The organism is Sulfurimonas sp. HSL-1716, from assembly GCF_039645975.1.
Lineage (GTDB): Bacteria > Campylobacterota > Campylobacteria > Campylobacterales > Sulfurimonadaceae > Hydrocurvibacter > Hydrocurvibacter sulfurireducens.
The window spans coordinates 773,729-800,363 of record NZ_CP147918.1; the positions used below are offsets into that span (position 1 = coordinate 773,729).

The 26,635-nt window shown below is 42.4% G+C and carries 20 protein-coding genes; 13 read left to right on the plus strand and 7 right to left on the minus strand.

Annotation, left to right across the window (positions count from 1 at the left end; translation table 11 throughout):
- Positions 1-7: 7 nt before the first annotated feature.
- The 5 genes from WCY03_RS04025 to WCY03_RS04045 form a co-directional block, all read right to left on the minus strand.
- Positions 8-610 (minus strand): LuxR C-terminal-related transcriptional regulator, encoded by a 603-nt coding sequence (locus WCY03_RS04025; RefSeq protein WP_345993707.1) that lies wholly within the window; start codon positions 608-610, stop codon positions 8-10.
- A gap of 1 nt (position 611) precedes the next feature.
- Positions 612-1,940 (minus strand): HlyD family type I secretion periplasmic adaptor subunit, encoded by a 1,329-nt coding sequence (locus tag WCY03_RS04030; protein WP_345993708.1) that lies wholly within the window; start codon positions 1,938-1,940, stop codon positions 612-614.
- Positions 1,933-4,065 carry a type I secretion system permease/ATPase gene (locus WCY03_RS04035; protein WP_345994062.1) on the minus strand — a complete coding sequence of 711 codons (2,133 nt, stop codon included), beginning with the start codon at positions 4,063-4,065 and terminating at the stop codon, positions 1,933-1,935. Before WCY03_RS04035 ends, WCY03_RS04030 begins: the two co-directional genes overlap by 8 nt.
- A 45-nt stretch (positions 4,066-4,110) precedes the next feature.
- Entirely contained in the window at positions 4,111-5,925 is a 1,815-nt protein-coding gene (locus WCY03_RS04040; RefSeq protein WP_345993709.1) for a TolC family outer membrane protein, read from the minus strand.
- An 85-nt stretch (positions 5,926-6,010) separates the two neighbouring features.
- Positions 6,011-6,142, minus strand: coding sequence for a hypothetical protein (locus WCY03_RS04045; protein WP_345993710.1), 132 nt, complete (start codon positions 6,140-6,142; stop codon positions 6,011-6,013).
- A gap of 122 nt (positions 6,143-6,264) precedes the next feature.
- On the opposite strand from WCY03_RS04045, the gene WCY03_RS04050 reads away from it, so the two are divergent.
- The 4 genes from WCY03_RS04050 to WCY03_RS04065 all read left to right on the plus strand — a co-directional run bounded on the left by WCY03_RS04050 (position 6,265) and on the right by WCY03_RS04065 (position 13,552).
- Positions 6,265-9,342: an HNH endonuclease gene (locus WCY03_RS04050; RefSeq protein WP_345993711.1), complete on the plus strand. Its 3,078-nt coding sequence runs from the start codon at positions 6,265-6,267 to the stop codon at positions 9,340-9,342.
- A gap of 47 nt (positions 9,343-9,389) precedes the next feature.
- On the plus strand, positions 9,390-11,666 hold the full coding sequence (locus WCY03_RS04055; protein ID WP_345993712.1) for a copper-translocating P-type ATPase: 2,277 nt from the start codon (positions 9,390-9,392) through the stop codon (positions 11,664-11,666).
- Positions 11,667-11,675: 9 nt separating this feature from the next.
- Positions 11,676-12,617: a DUF523 and DUF1722 domain-containing protein gene (locus WCY03_RS04060; protein ID WP_345993713.1), complete on the plus strand. Its 942-nt coding sequence runs from the start codon at positions 11,676-11,678 to the stop codon at positions 12,615-12,617.
- A 116-nt stretch (positions 12,618-12,733) separates the two neighbouring features.
- A complete protein-coding gene (locus WCY03_RS04065; RefSeq protein WP_345993714.1) occupies positions 12,734-13,552 on the plus strand; it encodes a TIGR01777 family oxidoreductase in 819 nt (272 codons plus the stop codon).
- A gap of 8 nt (positions 13,553-13,560) precedes the next feature.
- Here WCY03_RS04065 and WCY03_RS04070 read toward each other — a convergent pair whose 3' ends face one another.
- Together WCY03_RS04070 and WCY03_RS04075 are read right to left on the minus strand one after the other, a co-directional pair.
- Positions 13,561-15,336 carry a nitrate- and nitrite sensing domain-containing protein gene (locus tag WCY03_RS04070; protein WP_345993715.1) on the minus strand — a complete coding sequence of 592 codons (1,776 nt, stop codon included), beginning with the start codon at positions 15,334-15,336 and terminating at the stop codon, positions 13,561-13,563.
- Positions 15,337-17,328 (minus strand): EAL domain-containing protein, encoded by a 1,992-nt coding sequence (locus tag WCY03_RS04075; protein WP_345993716.1) that lies wholly within the window; start codon positions 17,326-17,328, stop codon positions 15,337-15,339.
- A 130-nt stretch (positions 17,329-17,458) separates the two neighbouring features.
- Here WCY03_RS04075 and WCY03_RS04080 point away from each other — a divergent pair, with 130 nt between their 5' ends.
- From WCY03_RS04080 to WCY03_RS04120, 9 genes are all read left to right on the plus strand, one after another.
- Positions 17,459-17,800, plus strand: coding sequence for a hypothetical protein (locus tag WCY03_RS04080; protein ID WP_345993717.1), 342 nt, complete (start codon positions 17,459-17,461; stop codon positions 17,798-17,800).
- Positions 17,800-18,894, plus strand: a complete 1,095-nt coding sequence (dapE, locus tag WCY03_RS04085) for a succinyl-diaminopimelate desuccinylase (protein ID WP_345993718.1) — start codon at positions 17,800-17,802, stop codon at positions 18,892-18,894. Before WCY03_RS04080 ends, dapE begins: the two co-directional genes overlap by 1 nt.
- Positions 18,895-18,996: 102 nt before the next feature.
- A complete protein-coding gene (locus tag WCY03_RS04090) occupies positions 18,997-19,371 on the plus strand; it encodes a RidA family protein (protein ID WP_345993719.1) in 375 nt (124 codons plus the stop codon).
- A 94-nt stretch (positions 19,372-19,465) separates the two neighbouring features.
- Positions 19,466-20,617 (plus strand): HlyD family efflux transporter periplasmic adaptor subunit, encoded by a 1,152-nt coding sequence (locus WCY03_RS04095; protein ID WP_345993720.1) that lies wholly within the window; start codon positions 19,466-19,468, stop codon positions 20,615-20,617.
- A complete protein-coding gene (locus WCY03_RS04100) occupies positions 20,614-21,774 on the plus strand; it encodes an MFS transporter (RefSeq protein WP_345993721.1) in 1,161 nt (386 codons plus the stop codon). The genes WCY03_RS04095 and WCY03_RS04100 overlap by 4 nt, the downstream gene beginning before the upstream one ends.
- A complete protein-coding gene (locus WCY03_RS04105) occupies positions 21,767-23,395 on the plus strand; it encodes an ATP-binding cassette domain-containing protein (protein ID WP_345993722.1) in 1,629 nt (542 codons plus the stop codon). The genes WCY03_RS04100 and WCY03_RS04105 overlap by 8 nt, the downstream gene beginning before the upstream one ends.
- Positions 23,392-24,501 carry an ABC transporter permease gene (locus tag WCY03_RS04110; protein ID WP_345993723.1) on the plus strand — a complete coding sequence of 370 codons (1,110 nt, stop codon included), beginning with the start codon at positions 23,392-23,394 and terminating at the stop codon, positions 24,499-24,501. Before WCY03_RS04105 ends, WCY03_RS04110 begins: the two co-directional genes overlap by 4 nt.
- Positions 24,498-25,580, plus strand: coding sequence for an ABC transporter permease (locus tag WCY03_RS04115; protein ID WP_345993724.1), 1,083 nt, complete (start codon positions 24,498-24,500; stop codon positions 25,578-25,580). Before WCY03_RS04110 ends, WCY03_RS04115 begins: the two co-directional genes overlap by 4 nt.
- Entirely contained in the window at positions 25,577-26,572 is a 996-nt protein-coding gene (locus tag WCY03_RS04120) for a lipid A deacylase LpxR family protein (RefSeq protein ID WP_345993725.1), read from the plus strand. The genes WCY03_RS04115 and WCY03_RS04120 overlap by 4 nt, the downstream gene beginning before the upstream one ends.
- Positions 26,573-26,635: the final 63 nt, after the last annotated feature.

The following is a 26,635-nucleotide window of genomic DNA, read 5'->3' on the forward strand; positions in this document are numbered from 1 at the left end:
TATATGTTTATTTCAATAAAAGAACTAATGAAACTCTGTCGTTGACATGCAGCTTTTGAAATATAGAACTCACGTGCGCTTTGACTGTTCTTGTCGAGATATCCATTTTATTAGCGATAGCCGCATTGGTAAATCCGTTTAATATATAAAAAGTGACTTCCTTTTCTTTATCGGAAAGTCTTTGTATAAGCGGTTTTGCATCGGCATTGATCATGTTTGAATTTAACGTTACAAGAGCTGCTGTGAGTTCTGGATATGTCCATATTTGCGAACTGCTTACGGTTTCGATCATCTGTGTATAATGTACCTTTTGCATTCGCGAGTTTCCATATCCGTTTATGCCGTGAGAGATTAAAAATCTCCCTGTAGCGAGAGTGGGTACTTTTTCAAGGATGATCAGATTTTTTGGAGCTTTGTCAGAAGATATCCAATCGTTGACCTCATGTGAAACACTGTCGTAATCGGCTACTACGATCGAGTCGGGGTTCTCTTTGATATATGCAATAAGCCCGGCTTCATTATCAAAACTTTCAAAAGGGTGGCGATCCTCTTTTTTTTCAAGTTCTTGCAGCATAGTATAGTCGTAACTGAAAAATAGGATCGTTTGCATTTTATCGCTCCGTAAAGACATACTGCTTCGATTTAAGGATAGGTTTCAAAATATATTCCATCACCGTTTTTTTGCCGGTTACAATATTGACGTTGACCACCATTCCGGGGATGATCTTGAGAGGATGCTCTTTTGTTCCTAAATAATTTTTGGCGGTTTCTATTTTTATAAGATAATAGGTATTGTCTTTTTCATCTGTAATACTGTCGGGGCTGATATTGACCACTTTTCCGACAAGCCCTCCGTAGATGGCGTAGTCATAAGCCGTGAATTTCACTTGTGCTTCTGCACCCGGATGTATGAATGCTATGTCTGTCGGTTTTATCTTGACCTCTAGATAAAGCTTCTCGCTTGTCGGAACTATTTCAACCAGATCATCCCCCGGTTTTATAACCCCTCCGACGGTATTTATAAAAAGTTTTTGAACGATCCCGTTCACGGGAGATCTCACAAGCGTTCTGTTGACTTGATCCGTAAATGCGACCTGCTCGGCGCTTAAACCTTCCAGATCGGAAGTTGCTTTGTTCAGCTCTTCTCTTTTGTCGTTGACAAATTTTTGTTTTGCTTCTATTCTTTTGTTCCTATATTCGCTGATAGCCGATTTAAGCCTCGGAAGAGACGATTTGGCGGCATCGAGTTTTTGTGTAATGTCGTTGCCTTCGCGTTTTAGTTTCAAAAAATCCACTTTTGATTTGACCCCTTCTCTTACCATAGGAGCGGTCATTTCGATCTCTTCTTGCACATAACGGAGGGATCTTGTGATATTGTCGATGCTGTCAAGAGCTTCTCTATACTCCTGTTTTTTTTGTTCGATCTGATCGACAAGAGAATCGTCTTTTGCTTTATACTCCTCCATATCCGAGGTGTACAGCTTGTTTTCCAATGTCAGTTGAGTCTTGAAAGTTTCATCGTCGGTCTGAGGCATGTGAAAAGGTAAAAGATTCGCCTCTGCCTGCAAACGCAGTTTTTTTGCTTTTAACGCCGTGAGTTTAATGACGTTGGATGTAGCGGTCGAAGTGGATTTTGAGTTGTTTATCTTCAAGATAATCTGGTCTTTTTTGACCTCATCTCCCTCATGCACCATTATTGATTCGACTATACCTCCTTCAAGATTTTGTATTTTTTGATTTTGTCCGTAGGGAATGACTTTGCCGCTTCCTCTGGTTATTTCGTCTATCGATGCAAATGAAGCCCAGATAATCGCTATGGCGATAGTCAGCAGCCATATCTTTAAAACTCTGCTTATTCTTGAAGGAGTTTTTTCCAAAATGGCGGCACTGAGGCTCTGCATAAACTCATAGTCTCTTTCGTTAAACTCGTTATTAGCCATTGGAACTGCCTCCCTGCAACTGTTTTAATGCTTCCTCTTTCGGTGCGTCGACAATGATCTTTCCGTCATTTAGGACGATTACTCTGTCTACGATCTTTAAAAGAGCCATTTTTTGTGTTACAAACATAGATGTTTTTTCTTGTAATGTCTCTTGCAGATTGTTTAGCAGTTTGGCTTCTGTTATCTGATCCATTGCATTTGTAGGTTCGTCCAAGAGCATTATCGGCGAATCAAGCAAAAATGCGCGCGCTACGCCTATGCTTTGTCTCTGACCTCCCGAAAGTCCTGCACCTCGTTCGCCTACCGGCATCTCGTAACCTTTAGGATGTTTTTTCACAAACTCTGCCGTTGTGCTGATTCGCGCGGCTCGGATCATAGCCGCATCGTTTGCATGTGTTGCCCTGTATGTAATGTTTTCTTTTAGCGTTCCCCGAAAGAGCATAATGTCCTGTGATACGTATCCTATGTTTTTTCGCAGATCGGCAGGGTCTATCTGCTTGATATCGATGCCGTCTATAAGCACTTGTCCGCTGTCTGGCTCGTAGAGTCCGAGGATAAGCTTTAAGATGGTGCTTTTTCCAGAGCCTATCCTGCCGATAAAAGCCACCTTTTCGCCGGGATTGATCTGAAAAGATACGTTTTTCAGTACTTCGACATCCGAACCCGGATATTTGAATGTCACCTCTTTAAACTCGATGGTCCCTTTAAAGTCAGGTTTTTCGACAAATTTTTTGCCCGCGGGTCTTTCGCTTGGTTGTGAGATAATCTCGTTTATCGTATTGTACGATGTTTTAGTGTTTTCATAGTTTGTCATCAGCCCTGCGACCTGTCCCATAGGTGCAAGAGTTCTGCCTGTTAGGATCACGACCGCTATGAGCCCACCCATCGAGAGTTCAAAATCTTTTATGAGATAAGCTCCGTAAACTACGACCATTACCGTATTGAGCTGGATGAGAAATTGTGTTATGGTGGGGATGGAGGCCGAGAGCAGTCTGGATTTTAATCCGCGCGACGCTATCTCTCCCGTTGCTTCCTCCCATTGCCATTGCGCTAAGTTTAACGTTCCTAAAGTTTTTAACGTCTCTATGTTGTTCAGGGTTTCTATCAAGATCGCACTTTTTTTCGCACTTGCTTCATGCGTGCTTTCGATACTTTTGCGCAGAGGTTTTTTAATAAAAAATGCATAACTTAAAATGATACCCATGGTAATTATAGGTATAAACACTATCGTTCCGCCGATATAGCTGATAACGGCAAGAAAAATAATGGTGAAGGGAAGATCTATGACGGCTGCCATCGTTGCGTTTGTCAAGAAGTTTCTTATAGCGTCGAAATCTTTTATGTTACTGGCAAAAGAACCTACAGAAGTGGGATGAAACGCCATTTTAAGATTCATGACCTTTTCAAAGACGATAGAAGACATGATAATGTCGCTTTTTTTGGCGGCCATTTCAAGCAGGTAGGTACGAGTGAACTTTAAGAACGTATCAAGACTGTAGGCGATGGTGACACCTATGGCAAAAACCCAAAGGGTCTCCATAGCATTATTTGGCACGACCCTGTCGTAGACGTTCATGGTAAAAAGAGGGCTTGCAAGGACAAAAAGATTTATGAGCAAAGAAGCGAGGATCACATCTTTATATATGCCAAAAGAGAGTTTTACAGTACTCCAAAACCAGTGTTTTTGCTTTAGTTGAAGCGTTCTTGATGTTTCGTCCGTGTATTCGAAGGCTTTTTTTATCATGAAGGCGTAACCGACATATTCATCGGCAAGCGTATCTATGTCTACCCACTGTTCTATCGCTTCTTCGGCAGGCATGATTATCTTGGCTTCTGTGCGCTCCTTGTTAAAGCTGTCGAGTATGCATGCGCCCTGATTCGATAAAAGAATGATCATAGGGAGTTGAAGTGGCGAAATCTGCTGCAGGGGTCTTTTTATTAAAGAGGATTTTAGTCCGGCTCTTTCGGCGGCACGGGAAAAAAGCCCTTTAGAGTTATTTATGGAAAACAGTTCGGGAGTCTCTTTGCCCATCTCTATAGGAAGTCCTGCCGTTAAGGCTTCTGCGGAGTATGGTTTATGATAAAGTTTTGTAAATAAAACCAGACAATCAAGAAGAGAGTCCATCCTTAGATTTTCATAAGATACAATTGCCACGTATTTTCTCCCCTGCTATTTCAATTTTTTTACTATGATATCCACTCTGTTGTTCATTTCTTTGCCCTGTGATGTTTCATCGCTCACCAGCGGAGCTTCGTTTCCTTTGGACAATAGTTGTATATTCTCTTTTAAAACACCTTCTTTTTCAAAGAGAGCCGCGATCGATTTGGCTCTTTTCTCAGAGAGTTTGGAGATCTCTTTTTGACTCAGGTCGTCACTGTCGGTATTACCGATGATCGTGAGTTTTATTTTTTTCAATCCGTATGGACTGAGCTGTTTTACAAGGGCATTGAGCCTTTTTGATCCGCTGTTAGTGAGCTCTGCGGAATCATCTTCAAACGTAAATGGAGAATATCTTTCGATAACGGAGATATTGGTATCTTTGAACGAACAGCCGTAGATATCTTTCATCTCTTTTGAAAGGGAGTTGTCGCAGAGGTCGCTGTCGTCAACGATAAGATCATTGTCTCTGTCATACGAGATCAAGACGGTATCGTTATTCTCCGCTTTAGCGCCATGTAATCCGACGGAACCGTAATAGTTTACGTCGCTATTCGTAAGTACGGCATTTACAAGTCCTCCCATCGCATCAAGGATTCTGGCTTTTGCAAGCAAAAGGTTGTACTCATTATTGATGATCTGTGATTTTGAACCTATAAAATCATTTTGGGCGGAGAGAAGATCGAGCAAAGAGCGTCTTCCAAGATCATACTCTTTTGAGTATAGAGTCAGCGTCTTTAAACTGTATGTTTTGTACTCTTTTAAATCTTCCAGCTGCTCTTTTAGATTTTTATAGGAGGTCCATGCCTGATTGAGGTTTTGAATGACTTGTCTGCGCAGGGAGCTTTTATTTTGAACCTCTTGATGTATCTGGCTGATACTTTTTTGCAGATTCGCCTGATCTGCAAAACCGTTGAAAAAATTGTATGTTACGTACGCCATCGCCCTGAATGTATCGTTATGACCTTCTATACCGCTTAGGTTTTTGTTCATCGATTGTGAGACTTCAAGATCGACTGAGGGATAGTAAGGTGCTTTTTTCTCTTTGTAAGTCGCCTGTGCCAGTTTTATATTGTATTTTGCGACGAGAATCGAAGGGTTGTTTTGTATCGCTTTTTGTGCAGCGTCTTCCATTGAAGCTGGCAGTGCGACGTCAAGTTCCGGCTTTTGCATTTTGTCCGGGTCAAGATACCTTCCTAAAAATCTCTGCAGGACGAATTTGGCGTCCATAAGGCTGTTCTTTTGAACGACATAGTTGGCTTTTGCCAAAGAAAGAGAGGATTGAATCTTGTTGACCTCGGATAACGTGGTCAGACCGGAATCGTAGAGTTTTTGTACTTTTTTAAATATCTCGTCGGTTATTTTTACATTCTCTTTTGATGTTTGTAAAAGCTCTTTGTTCCTCATAAGTTCCAAATATGCACTGACCGTAGAAAATGAAACGGAGTTTACTTTTTCGATGTAGCTGTATGCTGCGGAAATCGTTCGGGCTTTTTGCTCTTGTAACTGATATGTCGTAGAAAAACCGTCGAAAATGTTCTGGGTCAGTGAAATGGAGTTTTCATAAACGGAGAAATTCGTATTTGCATCGGCAAGTCCCGGTCTGTCGTATTGGTCGTTTTTTTCCTTACCTATACCCAGTGAAAGATTGAGTTTGGGGTAATACCCGGATTTAACAACGGTAATGTCCTCTTTTGTGACATTGTAGTTTTTTGCCCGTTCTATGATATCGGGATTGGTCTGTATAACCTCTTGAAGCGTTGTTTTCAAGTCTTGAGCAAAAATCATACTTGATAATAAGGCAGATAACAGCAATGGTCTCTTCATCGAATTTCCTCTTTTATTTGTTTAAAATTTTGATCTATTTCTCTTAACTCTTTGTATTGCGAGGATATCTTCTCTAGCATGTTTTTTAGGATATTCCTTGAAGCTGTGCAGCCGATGATATCGAGAGTATCATCGTGTTTTTGCATATCGGAATGGCGCAAATTACCGTGGGGCTGACTGAATGCGTATTTTTGTCAACAGGCTTAGGCCTTTTCATTAATTTACCTTTTTAATAAATTATTTCCAACAGTATATCTTTTAATGCCTTATGCAATATTTATATCATAACAGTTGCGTTATAATTGCATAAAATGTGTATACGAAAAAAGGCGCTTTTCAATGTTATCATCAGATATAGATAGACTTTTAGACCAGAAAAACAGACTTCTGACGGAGATATATTTCGATCTTCAAAACCATTTCGAAGAGAAATATGGAAACGATACGGTAGTTTTTATGGAGATCGGTACTTTTTTCGAAGTCTATGAAATCAATAATGATGACGAACAGATAGGAAAAGCCAAAGAGATTGCAGAACTTTTAAATATTCAACTGACGAAAAAGAACAAATCGATAATAGAAAACTCTGCAAAAAACCCTCTTTTGGCAGGAGTACCTGCAGTCTCCTTTGAGAGGTATCTAAACCGTCTTATCCAAGAGCAGAAGTATACGGTGGTCGTCGTCAAACAGCGCGGAAAACCTCCGAAGATAAGCAGATATATCTCGCAGATCATCTCTCCGGGTACGAATTTTGACTACACGATAGATAACGACGACAATTATATAGTCTCGCTTTTGATCGACAAGCACAGAGATATCTACACGGTAGGGTACGGCGCCATCGATATAACGACGGGCAAGACCTGGTTATACGAAACGCATGGGAGCAGTGAAGACCCATCTTATGCGCTTGACGAGGTTTTTAATCTTTTAAATATTTACAAAACAAGCGAAGTTGTGCTCACGTTTTTAGACGGCGTGGACGATCAGCGTTCTGTTTTAAACTATCTTGAGATCCCGGAGCATTATCACTATACCGTAAACCATGATATTCCCCGTATCGATTATCAAAACGAACTGTTTGAAAAGGTTTATCAGATCCAGTCGCTTCTCTCTCCCATAGAACATCTTGATCTTGAACGCTCCCCTATGATATCTCAGGCGCTGGCGATACTCATACATTTTGTCATCGAGCATGATGTTCATATCATCCAAAAACTCGACCGCCCAAATATCATCGACAACAGGCGTTATATGTACCTTGGAAACAATGCGTTAGAACAGCTTTCCATCATCTCAAAAGATCGAAACGAGATGACGCTTTTAAAGATGCTTGACAAAAGCGCTACGGCAATAGGGCGCCGTCTTTTAAAAGAGAGACTTTTAAATCCCATAATGGACAAAGAAGAACTAACGCGCCGTTATAATCTGATCGAGAGGGTAAACTCCCACACGCGTTATCTTGAAGAGATCATGCGCGGAATATATGATATGGAGCGCCTTTCCCGCCGTTTAGATCTGGGACGCTTGCATCCTTTTGAGATGAATCATATCTATGAGTCGATGATAAACATCAAAGAGCTGATGAACTACATTAAAAAACACAAGATTCAAAAGACGACGTTTAGCGAACAGGAAGTAGACGAGTTTTTAAGAGATATCTCCAAAAGCATCGATCTTGACGTCTCAAGACGCTTTACCATAGCGACCATTGATGAAAACTTTTTGATGCGGGGTATCGATTCTGCCGTGGACACGCTGGTGGATGAAAACGCAAAAATGCTTCAGATGTTTAGTATCATCATGGAACATATTCAGGAGCTCATAAACGGCGTTACCTCAAACGGCTCGGGTGCGAACGTGGCTCTTGGCGTTCTTGAAAAAGAGGGGTATTACATCACGCTGAGTAAAAACAGATATTCGCTGATCGAGAGTGTCTTTAAAAGCCAGATCATCGACATTGAAGGGTTGCGGGTGAGTTTTAGCGAGTTCAGCGTTAAAAAACTGACGAACAACGTCAAAGTAACCTCCCCGTTCTTGGACGAACTTTCCGATAAAATCATGCGAAACAAGAGCAAAATAGTCGCTCTCGTCAAAGAGAGATATACTCAATTGCAAGCTGTTTATGAGCGCCGTTATGCACTGCTGTTTGATCGTATTATCCAGTATGTCGCAGATCTGGACGTGGCGGTGAGCTCCTCAAAAGTCGCGCAGATGTATAACCACTCAAGGCCGATGCTCGTGGATGTCAAGGAAGATGAAAATTTTATGCAGATCATGCAGCTTCGCCATCCGCTCATCGAGCTGCAGCAGCGCCGCGGCATCTATATACCAAACGACATTGTCATGGGCAGCCGCGAATACATGGATGTACCATATCCAAAAACGGTGATGCTCGATGTGCATGTTCATGACGGGCATGATATTAACGGCGTACTTCTGTACGGCATCAATTCAAGCGGAAAATCATCGTTGATGAAGAGTATCGGTATCGCCGTTTTGATGGCTCAAAGCGGATTTTTCGTGAGTGCTTCGGCAATGAAGTTCTCACTTTTTGAGTCTATCTTTACCCGCATCGTCTCACGCGACAATCTGGCTAAAGGGCTTTCCACATTTGCCGTAGAGATGGTCGAGCTCAAAAATATATTTAACCGAGCAAGCGTGAAATCCTTGGTTTTGGGAGATGAAATATCTCACGGAACAGAAACGCTCTCAGGCGTCGCCATAGTTGCAAGCGCCATCATAAAACTGGCAAAATTAAGAAGTATCTTTTTGTTTGCGACACACCTGCATCAGCTCTCTACGATGGCAGAGATTCGCAGGCTTAAGAACGTGGTAGACCTGCATCTGAGCGTAGAGTATGACGAGGAGAAAGATATCCTCGTCTTCAACCGTGTTCTTCAAGCAGGCAGCGGAAGCAGTATATACGGGTTGGAGTTTGCAAAATCACTGCATATGGACGGAGAATTTTTAGATACCGCAAATACGATACGCAAACGTCTTGCGAATGATTTTGACGAACTTGAGCTGCTTGTCAAGAAAAAGACAAGCAAGTACAACAAAGAGCTGTATGTTACAAAGTGCGTTATCTGCGGGGCAATGGCAGAAGACGTGCATCATATCTCGCAGCAGTCACTCTCGGACAAAGCAGGATTCATCGGGCATTTCCATCAAGACCACAAGCATAACCTTATACCGCTTTGTAAGGAGCATCATAAACTCATCCATGATGGAAAGATAAAGGTCAACGGGTTTATAATGACCTCAAAAGGTCTGCAGCTTGAGTATGAAGAGATGTTGAAAAGTCCGCAGGTATTTGCAAGCGAGGACGATGAACCTGAAATAAATATCATAGAAGAAAAAAGCCGGGAGAGTAAAAAAGAGAAAAAACCTGTTTTGGATGACTGGGATTTTTAGAACAAGGTTTTAAATCGGCTGACGACATTTAAAGATGGAGGTAAGTGATGAATTTAATAGAACCTGCAAGCTGTCAAGACGGCAGCTGCGAGATCAAAAAAACCTTTTACACCTGTCCGATGCATCCGGAGATACATCAGGATCATCCCGGAACCTGTCCGAAGTGCGGTATGGCTTTAGAAAAAGAGGTTCAAACTGCTCCGCCGCACACAACAAAGTATACCTGTCCTATGCATCCCGAGATCATCAGCGACAAACCGGGAACATGCCCGAAGTGCGGCATGGCGCTTGAACCGGTAACGGTGCAAACAGATGAAGAGAATGTTGAACTGGAGTATATGAAGCGCCGTTTTTGGATCGGTTTGGTTTTTGCTCTGCCTGTCTTTATCATCGCTATGACGGCGGATCTGGTGCCGGATTTGTTGCCTGAGGCGATCTCTATGAAAAGTGTTCAATGGTTTGAGTTTATTTTCTCCATGCCCGTAGTACTCTGGGGAGGATGGCCTTTTTTTGTCCGAGGCTGGCAGTCGATCAGGACATGGAATCTCAATATGTTCACGCTTATCTCCATTGGCGTTGCAACGGCGTGGATATACAGTGTTACGGCACTTCTGTTTCCAGAGATCTTTCCGCATCTTATGCAAACGCAAGAGGGATTGGTACATGTTTACTTTGAAGCGGCCGCCGTTATAACTGTCTTGGTGCTTTTGGGGCAGGTGCTGGAACTAAACGCACGCAGCAAAACCAACAGTGCGATAACAACGCTTTTGAACCTCTCTCCAAAACAGGCTCACCGCATCGATGCACATGGAAATGACGAAGATATAAACCTTGATGCCGTCATGGTGGGAGACAGACTCAGGATCAAACCGGGAGAAAAGATACCTGTAGACGGTGTTGTCGTGGAGGGAAGCAGTAATGTCGACGAATCCATGATAACAGGAGAACCTGTATGGATCCAAAAATCGCCAGGTGAGAGATTGATAGGTGCCACGCTGAATAAAAACGGAACTTTGGTGATGCAGGCGCAAAAGATCGGAAGCGATACGATGCTGTCTCAGATCGTACAAATGGTAGCTGTCGCACAGCGTTCGCGTGCTCCGATACAGCAGCTTGCCGATACGGTCTCAAGCTATTTTGTTCCTGCTGTCGTCATATCGGCGGTTTTGGCATTTATCGGATGGTGGATATGGGGGCCTGAACCGCGCCTTGCTTACGGGATCGTTGCCGCAGTTTCGGTACTTATCATCGCCTGTCCGTGCGCTTTGGGTCTTGCGACTCCGATCTCCATAATGGTAGGCACGGGACGAGCGGCACTTTTGGGGATATTGATAAAAGATGCGCAGACGCTCGAAACTATGGAAAAAGCGACCGCTCTGGTCGTTGACAAGACAGGAACCCTGACGCAGGGAAAACCTAAAGTAACGCAGATGATAACAGCAGAAGGGTTTGATGCACAAGAGGTCTTAAGATACGGTGCAAGTTTAGAAAAAGCAAGCGAGCACCCTTTAGCCGAAGCCGTGATCGAATATGCAAAAGAACAAGATGTCTCTCTTGCGGAAGTGGTGGGATTTGATTCTCTGACGGGTAAAGGGATAAGAGGCGAAATCGAGAATAAAAAGATCGTACTTGGAAGCGATAGTTATCTCGAAAGTCTGGACATCTCTACAAAAGAGCTTCGCGAGAGGGCCGATGATCTGCGTAAAGATGCAAAAAGCGTCATATTTATGGCGATAGATTCCAAGCTCAGCGGTATGTTCTGTATAGAAGATCCCGTCAAAGAGACATCTGCAAAAGCCGTTAAAATGCTCAAAGCAGAAGGGATACGTATCGTTATGTTAAGCGGTGATAACGAGCGTACGGCAAATGCCGTGGCACGCAGACTTGAAATCGATGAAGTCCATGCCAATATTATGCCAGAAGGTAAAGCGGCGGTGATCAAACAGCTGCAAAGCAAAGGCGAGATTGTAGCTATGGCGGGTGACGGTATCAACGATGCACCCGCTCTAGCACAGGCAGATGTGGGCATAGCTATGGGAACTGGAACCGACGTTGCCATACAAAGTGCAGGGATCACACTGATAAAAGGAGACCTGCTGGGGATCGTCAAAGTGAGAAAGCTCAGCCGTGCGACGATGAAAAACATAAGAGAAAACCTCTTTTTTGCGTTTGTTTATAACAGCGCGGGCATCCCTATTGCCGCGGGTATACTTTATCCGTATTTTGGAGTGCTTTTATCACCCGTCATTGCGGCGACGGCGATGAGCTTTAGCTCCGTATCGGTTATCGTCAACGCGCTTCGCCTGAAAAAAATCAAGATCTGAGGAGTTTTTTTGAATATTGCCGTATCAGGCTGTCTGCTTGGAGAAAAGGTCCGTTATGATGGAGGTGACAAGCGTGATAGTTTCATTGTTGATGCGCTTGGAAAATATGCCGAGCTCACGCCTTTTTGTCCCGAAGCAGTTGTTTTTGGCACGCCGAGACCTTCAGTCAGGCTGGTAAGTTTCGATGATAAGCTGAAAGTGCTTAGAAATCATGACCTTACAGATGTAACAAAAGAGCTTGAAAAAGGCGTTGAAGCAGAGATGAAACTCCTTAAACCTTTAGACCTTTCAGGCATCATTTTTAAATCAAGGTCGCCGAGCTGCGGGTTGGGTACTACAGCGACTTATGAAAAAAACGGTTTGCAAAGCAGGAAAAGTTACGGGCTTTTCGCAAAAGCATGCAGAGATGAATATCCGTTATTGCCGATGGAAGAGGAGGGGCGTCTGTGTGATCCGAAAATGAGAGAAAATTTTCTGATACACCTTTTTAGCTACGATGCCTTTGAAAAATTTAAAAGATCATCCTCGCAGATGAAGGAACTTGCAGAATTTCATACAAAGTATAAGTTTCTTCTTCAGGCAAAGGACGAGAAGCTTTACAGAGAGCTGGGCAATGTCGTGGCAGATCATGACGGCTTGAAATTTGAAGAACTGTTTAAAAACTATGAGCTGCTTTTTAAGACGGCTCTCTCAAAAAAAAGCTCCGTAAAATGTAATCAAAATGTATTGGAGCATATGGCAGGATTTTTTAAAAACGAGCTTGCTTCAGATGAAAAAGCGGTACTGCATACACAGATAAAAGATTATGCAAACAAGATGATCCCTCTTGGTACGCCGCTGGCTACGATTCGTCTTTATGCCCAAAAATACAAGATCGGATATCTTTTGGATCAGGTGTTTTTAAACCCTTACCCAAAGGAGCTTGAGTCTTTATTTGCGCCTTTATCGTAATGTACGGCGGTATAGATTTTTAAAAAGAAAAGTACATAGGCGGGTTAAATTATATTTATAGAATTTTGATATACAATGAATGAGAATGAAACCTTAAAAAATAAAAAGGTATGAAGATGAAGATAGCGATAACGGGAGCAAGCGGATTTGTCGGAACTGCTATACAGCAGCAATACAAAGATGTGGTCTATGTCCACAGAAATGATTCAAAAGAGCTGATCCTTGAAAAGCTTGAGGGGGTAGATGTCGTTATAAACCTTGCTGGTGCGCCTATCATAAAAAGATGGAACAAGGAGTATAAAAAGATTCTCATTAGCAGCAGAGTTGACACGACAAAGACCTTAGTTGCAGCCATAAACGAAAGCGAGGTCAAGCATCTTATATCTACTTCGGCAGTCGGTATCTATCCGGATAATGTCCCTTGTGATGAAACGACAAAAGAGATAGCAGATGATTTTTTAGGTTCTCTTGCAAGCAGGTGGGAGAATGTCGCACTTTCATGCAGCAAGCCTACGGCGATCCTAAGGTTTGGCATCGTTTTGGGAAAAGAGGGAGGAGCCCTAAAACAGATGCTGACCCCTTTTAGGCTGGGTGTCGGCGGGATCATAGGTGACGGAAAAGCCATGATGAGCTGGATCAGCATCGTCGATTTGGTACACATATATAAATTTGTCATCGAAAATAATCTGACGGGCATATATAATGCCACTACACCAAATCCCGTTACAAACAGGGTGTTTACGAAAGCTCTCGGAAAAGCACTTCACCGACCGACGATTTTTCCTCTTCCTGAGTTTGTTCTAAAGATCATATACGGCGAAGCCGCCGGTGTAGTAACGGGTTCTAAAGAGGTATACCCAAAAGCTTTGCAGGATGCAGGTTATCAATTTATTCATCCCGATATAGACAGAGCGTTGAAGGAACTTCTGCAATAACGGGTATGTTACGAAACCTTAGGCGCAGGGGTAAGAAATATCTCGAATTCTGCCCCGTCTTTTATATTTTTTGCCGTTATCGTTCCGAGCATGTTTCTTTCGATTATAAGTTTTGACATATACAGACCAAGCCCTGTACCCTGCTGTTCTTGTTTACTGGAGATGTAGATATCAAAGATCGTATCGAGCATGCTCTCCTTTATCCCTCCTCCCGTATCTTTTACATGTATGATCAGATCCGATTCGGTTCTTTCGATGATGATCGAGATCTCTTTTTTTGCAGAAGGCGATTTTTTTACGTTTTCCTGTATCGCTTCACGGGCGTTGTTTATAAGATTGATGATGACCTGTTTGAACTCGCTTTCATATCCTTTGACTTCACACAGACAGGCCGTGTTTTTATCTATATATCCGCATATCGCTTTTATCGTTATATCTATCCCATGCGCTTCGAGCTGTTTGCCGACGATGTTTAAAGAATCTTTGATCGCGTTTTCTATATTGAAAATCGTTTTTTCCTTGTCGGGTTTGAAGAAATTACGAAAATCATTTATGGTCTTTGACATATAGTCCAAATATTTCAGCAGCTGCGCGTTTAATGTTCTTAGTTCCTCTTTTTCGAGGATGTCGTTTTCATATTTGAACTCTATCTCCTGAGCCAAGACACCTACGGCATTTAAGGGCTGGCGCCATTGATGCGCTATGGCGCCTATCATCTCTCCCATTGCCGCCATTTTGGATTGCTGAAAGAGAACTTTTTGCTGATCCTTGTTCTCGGTATAAAGTTTTTTGGCGACGTAAGGCGTGACCAGCATTCCCGTGAGTATCATAAGAATGTTCAAAATGAAAGTTTCTATCATATTGTTGTACATCTGATATTCGCGGGTTTTTATATATTTGATGATGTTTTGGGCGAGATATTCATGGACATCTTTTAAAGCGTTGACCTTTTTAGAGATAAGATTGAACCAATAGGTGTCATTTACATCGAAATGGTCCGAATCTTTACTGTTAAGCAGAAGTTTTTCCATTCGTTCTATTTCGTCAAAAGATTGTGCGTTCATTATTTTGTAATAATACGTGATCGATTCATCACTACTGTTTGAGAGAAAAAGTTTTAAAAATATTTTATGTTCGGCTACTACCATCGTCATTTTTTCGCGCATTCCCGGAAAGAATTTTTTGTTTGCAAAAGTACTGACGCCGATAGCGCGTTCGATCCCCATTCTCTCTTCGGCATATAGGATATTTTCATAAGAGAGCAGTTCTCGGGTGAGCCATCCGTCTTTTGAACGTTTGGAAAAAAGAGAGATATCGTTGAGGTACAGCGAGATTATCTTTGTATAAAAGTCTATCTCGGACTCGACGGAGATATCAAGATCTTTCACCTTTTTACGTATAGCCGTAATAGTGTCAAAGATAGAGTTTATCTCGTCTATGTTTTTAGTGAACGCACAGTAATCCGGGCATTTCAATAATGTCTTTAAAGCGGCAAAGCGGATATCTACGCGTTTGTATTGTTTTGGAAGTTCGTCTGAAAATTTCACTCCGTTAGAACCGATATAATCGGCGGACATTCCTCTTTCTATCTGGATCTCATGGATCAGATTTCCGATTTGTGTCGAGACTATGATCGATTTTTTAACGTCGCTGAGCGCTTTATAGTTTAGATAACTGTTCGCAAGCTTTTCGCTCGTGAGATACAAGATGATGATCATGGGCGGAACGATGATTACCAGCAGTTTGATGATAAAATGAGACGATATCCGCTTTATCAAATTCATCTACAGCTCGTCAAATGCTTTTGGCTCTGAAAAATAGTAACCCTGGTACATCTCTATCTTAAGTTCTTGCAGTTTTTCGAACGTTTCTTTGTCTTCTACGAATTCGGCGACGATCTTTATTCCAAGATTACGGGCAAAACCGACGATGGTCTCTAATGCCAGATATCCGCGGTAGTCATGGACCCTTTTTATAAGAGCGCCGTCTATCTTTAAGATATCGATAGGCATATCGAAGAAATAGATAAAGTTAGAGTATCCGCTTCCAAAATCGTCTATCGCTATTTTTGCGCCGAAACTTTTCATGTTCTTACAGAATTTTATGGTTTCGGATATGTTTATAAAACCTTCGTTCTCCAACAGCTCGATCGTCAAAGGCGGTCCCTGATGCTGTTTTATCATCTGTTCGAGCATCAAGACTATCTCAGGGTTGACTATGTCGACAAAAGAGAGGTTGATGCTAAAAGGGATCTTTGATGTTTTAAAATCCGAAAAAGCGTTGTTTATAACCTGTTTTGTTAACAGAGTATAGTTCTTAGACTCGCGCGCGATATCTAAGAAATGGTAAGGCGTCAGAATCTTTCCTGTATCCGGATCTTCCATTCTTACCAGTGCTTCGTATTTGACCAATTTACCTTCGGCATCCACGATGGGTTGGTAGTAGTTCAGGATCTTGCCCTCTTTGAGCGCTCTTTTGATCTTGATCTGCATCTGCAGGTTTTTTTCTGCCAAAGGTTTTATATCTTCAAAGTCGTTAAAACATTTAAAGTTGCTGTGCATGCTTTTTGCCATCTCCAAAGCAAGTGATGCTTCGGCGTACAGGTCATCGTTTGAGTCGCAGCATGCGCCGATAGTAAAATTGACGTCTATCTCTGTTTCGTTTAAGATCGTGAAGGTCTGTTCCTCAAGATATTTTATTATCTTTTGAGCCAGTTCCCTTGATGCACCAATGTCGACAGGGTCCATCTTTTCGCTTAAGATCACAAAATGGTCCATATCGGCTCTATAAAGCGTATGCGGTCTTGTATCGGGCCAGTAGCTTTTTAAGACTTTTGTTATCTGTTTTAGGATGCTGTCACCGCTTTTAAAACCGTAAAGATGGTTTATTTTTGAAAAGCCGTCGACATCGATGATCATCATATCATACTGATGTTCGGATTCTAAAAGATCGCTAAAAAGTTTTTGACGGTTCGGCAGGCCTGTAAGATCATCGGTATATAATCTCTGGATAAGCTCGTCTTTGTCTTTTAAAACCGAAGTGAGATCTTTAAAAAGGAATGTGATCTCTTTTATATTCTCACCATGAAAAACTGAAGCAAAAGCGGTAAGCAGGACGGAAAATCTTTTATCTTCGAAATTAAGTGTTATTTGAGAACTGAAAATCTGATAATCCAAAACCTTTTGCATAAGTTGTTTTGTATCTTCTTTTTGAAAAATATCGTCTATCGATTTTATGCTTTTGGGGTCTATATCAAGATCTTTTATAAATCTCGTAAACTCTTCGTTTATTCCTATAAGCTCTTTATCCGGTGACACATATATGATAAAGTTGGTATCTTCAATGACTTTTCTATAGCGTGAAAGCTGTTCCATTCTCTCTTTTAACTGTTTTTTATTTTCAATGTTCTGCGCAATTTTCGTAATGGCATCCATGAGCGTGTTCAAGCGTATAGGTTTGTTTATAAATTTATCGACGTTAAGATCGATGGCTTTGTTCAAATATTCTATCTCATTAAATGCAGAAGTAATGATGACCGGAACATCCAATCCGTCGTTACGCAGCTTTTCGATCAAGCTCAGTCCGTCAAGCTTGGGCATACGTATATCCGTAATGATAAGGTCAATGGGAAAATCTTTTATGCTTAAAAGGGCTTCTTCTCCGTTTTCTGCTACATGCACGTCTTTTACCATTAATGCAAGCGAACGGGTAACAGAATTTCGAATAGTTTCCTCATCTTCTACATATAAGACTGAGATATCCAACATTTTGCTCATAAAAACTCCAAGAAAAAATAATAACTGTTACATTATATCAGAATCAATTAATTTTGTAATAAAAATGAAAACAATTTTTTTTAACAGCTTTTCTTGATATAATTGTCATACAAATAAAAAAAGGCGTATGATGAAAAAAATTTTGTTCTACAGTGCCGCTGTTTTGCTGCTTGTAAGCGGGTGTACGAAAGAAACACAAAACAAGGTCAGCAGAAGTATTCAGAACTGGACGGGTACCAACGGAGTGCTGGATATCTACATGGGAGAGAAGCTTGTACAAAGATTTATCAATATAGACAAACTCTCGACAGCCGTCAGCACACAGGGCGATGTTTCCAGAGATTATCGTTACGGATACGGCTATCTGGACAAAAATTTCAATTATAAAGTGGACGAAGGCGAAAAGAAGCTCTATTTCGAAGTGAGTAATTATTCCACACCCTACGTATTTTATGAAAACCCGGAAAAATAATGAACGTTATAGAACTGTTTAAATTTTTAATACATTCAAAAAGCGAAACTCCCGATGACGGAGAAATATTAGAGTTTGTAAAAAACTATCTTGAAGGGTTTACTGCCATTAGAGTAGATAAAAACGAAGTCAAAAATCTTTTTATCTACAAAAAATTTAGTGAAGGCAGACATCTCTGTTTTGCGGGACATGTCGATGTCGTACCCGCGGGAAGCGGGTGGGACACGGATCCTTATACGGCCGTTGAAAAAGAGGGTTATATCTACGGACGAGGCGCTCAGGATATGAAAAGCGGTCTTGCGGCGTTCATTCAGGCGGTGAAAGAGACAGAAAAGTTCGATGGGACGCTCTCTTTGCTTTTAACCTCAGACGAGGAGGGACCAGCAAAATACGGAACGCTCGAAGTGCTTAAATACCTTGAAGAACACTCTTTGATGCCCGATAGCTGCGTAGTCGCCGAGCCTACCTGCGAGCAGATCTTCGGTGATGCCATCAAAGTGGGGCGCCGCGGCTCCATCAACGGGCTCATAAAAATAAAGGGAAAACAGGGACACGCGGCATACCCGGAGAAGTCTGTAAACCCTATCCATCAGATCGCAAAAGTGCTGGATAAGGTCGCGGGTATCGACCTTGATGAGGGAGATGAGTATTTTTCGCCAAGCAAATTCGTCGTAACGGATATAAGAGCAGGAATGCAGGTAACAAACGTCACGCCGAACTCTTTGGAGATGATGTTTAATGTCAGAAACTCCACAAAGACGACGACAAAAGAGATAGAGGATTTTGTCCATAAATATTTTAAAGAAACGGATTACACGCTTGAACTTGACCAGAGCGCATATCCGTTTGTAACGGACTCCGATACGAAGATAGTAAAAGATATCGATTCGGCGATAAAGCAGATAACTGGCATACAAACGAAATACTCCACTGCCGGCGGGACAAGCGATGCAAGGTTTATAGCTCCCTGCGGTGTGGATGTAATAGAATTCGGTGTCAAAAATGATACAATTCACTCCATAAACGAGAGAACGACCAAAGACGAGGTCGAGAACCTTTACAGAGTCTTTAAAAAATTAATAGAGATACATTGATTTTCTGCCTCGAATGAGGCAAGCTTTAGTGCCATAGCGGCCTAGCGTAGTAAAATGGGCTTTGCTCATTTTACATATCAAACAAATAATAAAAGGAAATTTATGCAATTCGTACAAACAAACAAGGCCCCTTCGGCGATCGGTCCGTATTCACAAGCCGTAGTGGCAAACGGTATGGTCTACACATCAGGACAGATAGCACTGACACCCGAGGGAGTAATGCTTGAAGATGATGTAATCATCCAAACAAAACAAGTTCTTAAAAATCTTACCGCCGTACTTCAAGAAGCGGGAAGCGATCTGAATCAAGTCATTAAAACGACTATCTTTTTGGCAAGTATGGATGACTTTGCTACGGTGAACGAAATATATGCTCAGGCGTTTGGCTCTCACAAACCGGCACGCTCTACCGTAGCGGTCAAAACACTTCCTAAAAATGCTTTAGTGGAGATAGACGCAATCGCCGTTGTAAAATAAAGATCGAGTAACGTTTTTATAACGTTACATGGTGATATTTCTATAATATCAGAGTAACTCTATGTTATACTAGACGTACAAAGAAGGAGTCTAGATGATAAAAAAATATGGAATCTACGCTTTAGTCTTAATATTATTCTTTCTCGCTTCCATCCTGATATACAAACAGTTAAATCCAGTAAAACTCTCTGATAACCTCGTAGCATCTTCAGGAAATGTCGACGGTGATCTCATCGCATTGAACACGAAATATCCTGGCCGCATAGACGAAATCTATGTCCAAGACGGACAGAGCATCAAAACGGGTGATAAAGTGGCAACACTGCAAAGTGACGAGTATGAAGCGCAGCTGCGTTCGCTTAACGACGGCATAAATTCTGCAAAAGAGGGACTTAAGGCACTTGAGCAGGAAAATTTGATCGCCAAAGAGAGTGTCCCTCTAGAGATCAAAAAGGCAAAAAAGGCCGTAGATATAGCCGTCGCTCAAAAAAAAGAGCTTGAAGATTCCCTATCGTCGCTGCACCAGCAGCTAAAACAGGATGAAGTCGATTTTGGACGCAACAAAACACTTTTTGAAAAAAATCTTATCAGCCAGCAGAAATTCGAATATTCAAAACTGCAGCTGGCCCATTCAAAAAACAGTTACAGCTCACAGCAGCAGCGGTTGTATCAAGCGCAAAAAAGTATAGATATCGCAAACTATACGTTAACGCTCGCGCTCGGACAAAATAAAAAACTGATCGCATTGGACGCAAACGTCGACGCGGCAAAAAATAATATCGCATCATTAAATGCCGACCGCGACAAACTAAAGATCATGATAAATGATCTCTCCATAAAATCGCCTATTGACGGTTTTGTAGTCGAAAAGGTTGCAAACAAAGGTGAGGTTTTGAATTCAGGAATGGTCGTGGCAACACTCATCGATCCCAAAAGTCTTTATCTGAAAATATTCATAGATACTCTGCAAAGCGGAAAAATAAAAGTGGGCGACAAAGCGGTCATATTTTTAGATGCTTATCCTGATAAACCCATACAAGCAGAGGTCGTCAGAGTTGCACAAAAAGCTGAGTTCACGCCAAAAGACGTCAGTGTAAGAAGCGACAGGATCCAGAGGGTATATGCCGTTCATCTAAGACCGTTGAAGGTAAATCCGCTCTTAAAGCTCGGTATCCCTGCTATCGGTATCGTTTCGCTAAACGGAGAGGACCTTCCGGGTTCGCTAAGTGAGATTCCCAAAATATGAGAACGATCAACAAAAATGTTGTGATGTTGGGGTGGACGAGTTTCTTTACGGATTTTGCTTCAGCCATGATAAATCCGATATTACCCATTTTTGTCGTTACAGTTTTGCATGAAGGGATGGACAAGCTCGGTATTATAGTAGCCGTTGCCACATTTATTTCTTACGGTCTGCGCGTAATCTCAGGTTATATTGCGGATCGCTACGGAGTGGTAAAACCGCTGGTAGTGGGCGGTTATCTGCTCTCGACTCTCAGCAAGCCTCTGCTTGGATTGACTCACGGATACAAATCGATAGCTCTTATAAAAAGTTTCGAGCGTTTGGGTAAAGGAGTGCGTTCCGCTCCAAAAGACCTGATGATCGCGCATTACAGCCAAAAGAACAGTTCTGGAAAGACATTCGGGTTTCACAAAACGCTTGATATTGCCGGCGAGCTGAGCGGTACCGTTTTTTTGTTCGGTATGCTTTACGTTTTCGGGCAGAGCGAAGCCGTGATACGAAATATATTTTACGCCACACTGCTTCCCGGTATTATCGGGCTTGTCATAGTCCTTTTTTTTGTAGCGGATATTCCAAAACCTGCTGCCGTATACGGCAGGCTTTCTTTTAAGCTGACGCAAAACGACAAGACGGTCATAAAATCTCTTTTGTTCTATTTTCTTTTTATGATGGCCGCTCTCAATGACGCTTTTTTTACCATGCAGGCAAAAAGCGTCGGGATTGCGACTTTGCTTGTTCCTCTTCTTTTTGTCGTATCGACCACTATGCAGACATTAACGAGTTATATCATCGGTGTCTGGACAGACAAGATTGGGGTGAAAAAAATAATGCTGTTCGCATATTTGAGTGGAGTTTTCTCTCAACTGCTTTTGTACCTTCAAACACCTTTGTTTACATGGATATCCTACGGGTTTTTAGGGCTTTTTACGGTAGCTTCTCTAAATGCAAACCGTGCTTACATAGCAAAAAGTGCGGATAACAGAGGTCTGATATACGGTATTTTTTATGCGGGAATCGCTCTTTTTGGAGCCGTGGGTGCGTATCTTTTTGGTTTTGTCTGGGAACATTACGGGATGCAGCAGGCATTGGAGCTCTCGCTGATATCGACTGTGTCTATAACTTTTTTGTTTTTACTGAGATGGAAATATCTTCATGGCTGATCTTAACGTAAAAAATGTGACGCTCAGATATAAAAAGGTGACAGCCGTAAGCGACGCTTCGTTTGAGGCTGAGAGAGGCGAGATCATCGGTTTTATCGGAGCTGACGGTGCCGGGAAAAGCTCTTTGATGCATGCCATCGCAGGTGTAAGTAATTTTGAAGGTGAGATCAGTTATCTGGGACAAATATATCACTCCGCAAAAGAAGCCGAATCCATCAAAGAGTACACGGGGTTCATGCCTCAGGGAATAGGTCTGGTCCTTTACGATACTTTGACGGTGGACGAGCATCTTCGTTTCTTTGCGGATCTGCGGGGATTGAAAAACGATGCAGCTTTTCAAGATTATAAAAAGAAGCTTCTGCATATGTCCGGACTCAGTGACTTTACCGACAGGAGGGCAGAGCAGTTAAGCGGTGGTATGATGCAAAAACTTTCGCTTATCTGCGCTCTTTTGCACCGCCCGAAACTTTTGATCCTCGATGAACCGACGACAGGCGTCGACCCGCTCAGCCGCCTTGAACTCTGGGAGATACTTGACAGTATCAGAAAAGAGGAAGGTACCATCATCATCGTAAGTACGGCCTATATGCAAGAAGCCTTGAAGATGGACAGAGTGCATCTTTTTCACAATTCAAAGATCATAGCCGGCGGAACGTCCGCAGAATTGATAGACTCCATACGTCCCTACACATATGTCTCCGCATCCTCTTGTGAAAATGAGGACTGTCTCTCATTTGCGAACAAGACTTACTCTTTGGAAAAACTTTCCGCTCCGTTTACCGAGCCTACTTTAGAAGGACTTTTCTTTGTCAATGCGCTTCAAGAGAAGAGAAAGATAGCAGATATTGCCATCAAGAAAAAAGAGAGCAGCGAAGATATCCCTTTGGTAGTGATGCAAGCCCATGGCATAACAAAGCGGTTCGGCTCGTTCGTGGCGAACAAAAATATAGATATGCAGCTCAAACGCGGAGAGATACTCGGACTTTTGGGAGCCAACGGAGCAGGGAAAACAACATTTATAAAGATGCTTCTGGGGCTTTATCCGATAGACGAGGGGGAGCTCACCCTTCTTACAAAAACGATAAAAAGCGGAAAAGACAGAAGAGAGCTTAAATCCAAGATCGGCTACGTCAGCCAGCACTTCGCCTTGTATAAAGATATGACCGTGAGAGAGAACCTTCTTTATTTTGCCAGGATGCACAGGATCGACGCCTTAAAAGCCGTAGAACGGATAAAGATCTATGCTTCTGAACTAGGATTTGAACACCATCTTGACAGTTTTCCAAATGAACTTCCTCTGGGTGTGAACCAGCGCTTTTCGATCGCCGCTGCACTTTTGCATGAACCGCTAGTTTTGTTTTTGGATGAGCCGACAAGCGGGGTCGATACTCTGGCGCGTGCGCAGTTCTGGCAGATACTCCAAAAACTAAAAGAGGTGTGGGGCATCTCTATCCTGATCACGACGCATTATATGAGTGAAGCGGAGTATTGCGACAGAGTGGTCTTGCTGAAAAACGGAGAGAAGATCGCAGACGACAGTGTAGAAAATCTCTATAAAAAATATCCCGATGCAAAAAGTTTCGAAGATATATTCCTTGATTTTTATAAGGTCTCAAGATGAAAAGCGGCATAAGAATTTCGGTCATAAAAGCGTTCATTCTCAAAGAGATAACCGAGCTGATAAGGACGCGCCTTATCATCATGGTCTATATGATGCCCTCGATGGTCACCGTGCTTTTTGGATACGGGATAGCCATGGACGTGACGCATTCGAGAATAAATATCATAGATTATGACAACACGAAGCTTTCAAGAGAGCTTATCTCAAAGTTTCAGCATTCAAAGTATTTCGACGCGACGCTCAAACTTCAAAACGAAAAAGAAGCTTTGGACTCGATCAAACAGGCAGATACCGATATCGTACTGATCATCCCGAGCTCGTTTGAAAAAAATCTTGTCAAAGGGCAGAAAGTGGAGCTGGGGGTCTTTATCGATGCGGCTTTTGCAAACAGGGCAAGTACGATGCAAAGCTATGTGCAGGGAGTCATACTCAGCGCGGCTGCACAGAACGCTCCGATGATCTCACTGAACACCCGTACGCTGTTCAATCAGGCGATGAGGGACGAAGATGCCATAGTCCCGGGACTCATCGGACTCGTCCTGCTCGTGGCGCCCGCTATTCTGACGGCACTCTTGATTGTCAAAGAGAAAGAAAAAGGAACGATATTCAATTTTTATGCATCGCCTATCAACAAGTTCGAGTTTTTGATCGCAAAGCTTCTCCCCGTCTTTTTGCTTCATTCTCTCAATATCTTCATCCTTTTTCTCTGGGCAACGCTGCTTTTTAAAGTCCCTTTCAGAGGCAGTTTTTTCCTGTACTGGATGTCAAGCGAGATGTATATTCTCATAAGTCTGAGCATAGGGATGCTTATATCGATCGTCACAAGTAGACAGATCGTAGCCGTGGTAATGACGGTCATCATCACCATCCTGCCTGCGTTTTTATACTCGGGGATGCTGATGCCTATCTCTTCGATGCAGGGTGCATCCTGGGTCGAAGCCCATCTGTTTCCCGTTATGTACTACAACCATATTCTCTACGATACCTTTTTGATAGGTCAGGGTTTTGACTCCTCAAAGATAGTGCTTTACCTTTTTATCATGGCAGGTTTTTTCATAACCCTGCTCACAAGCGGAGTGTTGCTCCTTAAAAAGGAGATGAGATGATACGTGTATTCTTGGTGGTTTTTGCAAAAGAGATGGCAAGCTTCATGCGTTCGCCGATGCTTGTCCTTTTGGTCTTGTACTCTTTTACGATAGATATCTATGTAGCGGGTGACGGCATCGATATAGAACCGAGAAACGTCGTTGTAGGGTATGTGGACAACAGCGGAGGCGGGATCAGTCAAAAAATACTTTCCTCTTTGCACACGCCCGAGTTCGTTCGGCCGATCCGTTTTAATTCGCAAAAGGACCTGAGTCAGGCGATCTTTAACAAGGAGGTGATGGTCGGTCTTGTCTTTGATTCGGATTTTGAGACGCTTTACCGCCAGAAAAAAGATACCCAGTTAAACGTTCTTCTCGATGCTACATCAGCTTCTCAAGGGTTTACGACGCTTTCGTATCTGCAAAACATCATCTTAGGATTCGAACAGATAGATATTCCTCTCGAGCTGAAGATACATAAACTTTTTAATCAAAACTCCGATAATAAATCCTTTATGGCACTCTCAGAACTGCTTTCGCTCATCACGATGCTTGTGGTCATTCTCACCGCTATCGTGTTTGTAAAAGAGAAGGAGGAGGGGACTTGGGATATCATGCTGTTGATGCCGGTCGATCCGAGGATAACCATCCTGGCTAAAAGCTTTTCTCAGGTTATCATAGTCACTTTTGGGGTCGTGTTAAGCCTTGGATTTGTTTTGTTTTATATCTTTGACACCCCTATGAACGGCTCGTTTTGGGCATTTATGCTGCTGACGTTTCTGTATTCGTTCGCAAGTGCGGGAATAGGGCTTTTTGTAGCAGCCGTGGCAAAAGACATCATGCAGGTGGCACAGTTTTCCATAGTCATCATGATGCCTCTCATCTTTTTAAGCGGTGCATGGACGCCGGTGTATGCGATGCATCCGATACTGGAGTTCTTCTCACTTTTTTCTCCTTTGCGTTATTACATAGAGGGCAGTGAGAGCATATTTTACAGAGGGACGCCGTTTTTAGAGCTTTATCCCTACTTCTTGGGTGTCATGAGCTTGGGAATCCTTCTATACTGGATAGGATTTAGAAAGATAGGAAGACTCTTTTGAAAAGATCGTCGTTTTTGCTCGCTCTTTTTTGCTCGATGAGCCTTTATGGGGATCAATTCTCGTTTCAGCTGTATAATGATTATTTTGCGGGAACGGACAAGCATTTCACGAACGGATTTGCCCTGAGCTGGCTTGACAGCGAGAGATCAAAAGATGATGCCAATATCTCTGGCGGTTACAGCGATATGATGCTCGGTCTTATAAACAAGATACCTTTTACAGATACGGCGGAGTATAAGAGCTATACTGCGGGAGCGAGCATAAGCCAGATAATGATCACCCCAAAAGATACTACGCTTACAACGCCTCAGTATGACGATATTCCCTATGCCGGGTATATGGCACTGTCGCTGTTTTTGTTTAAGTGGGATGAAAACAGCGTTAAAGAGTACAGAGTAGATATGGGAGTAGTGGGAAAAGAATCCGGAGCCGGAAATCTGCAAAAATCCTTTCACAGGCTCATAAAAAACAAAATACCTCAAGGGTGGGATACTCAGCTGAGAACGCGCTACATTGTAAACACTCTTTTCAGATACGGGAAAAAAAACTGGCAGAAACATACTGCCGGCGGTCTCGATATGGATATATTCAGCCACTGCGGTTTTCAGGCGGGTAATTTTGTCACGGATGCGTTTGCCGGCAGTATGTTCCGTTTTGGAAAAAACTACACCCAAAACTTTAACGTGCATTACCCCTATCTAAAGGAGGAGGCTTCTCTTTTGCATCTTAACAAAAAGCAAAAAGGGTTCGGATGGGCTCTTAGTGCGGGGATAAATATCGAAGCACTGGCATACTCCTATATTTTAGACGGAGCAAAGAGCGAGGGGTACTATACGGATAAAAATTACGTCAACGGTTCATTGTATCTGGGAGGGGATCTTTATTACGATGCTCATAAACTGACATATTTCTATCAGATGCAGTCATCATACATCACAAGCCAGAAAACCCCAGACATATACGGCGGACTTATGTATACGTACAGGTTTTAAATATTTTTAAATTTTAAGATATTGTTTTTATACTTGACATTATTACTAATTAGTAATATAATT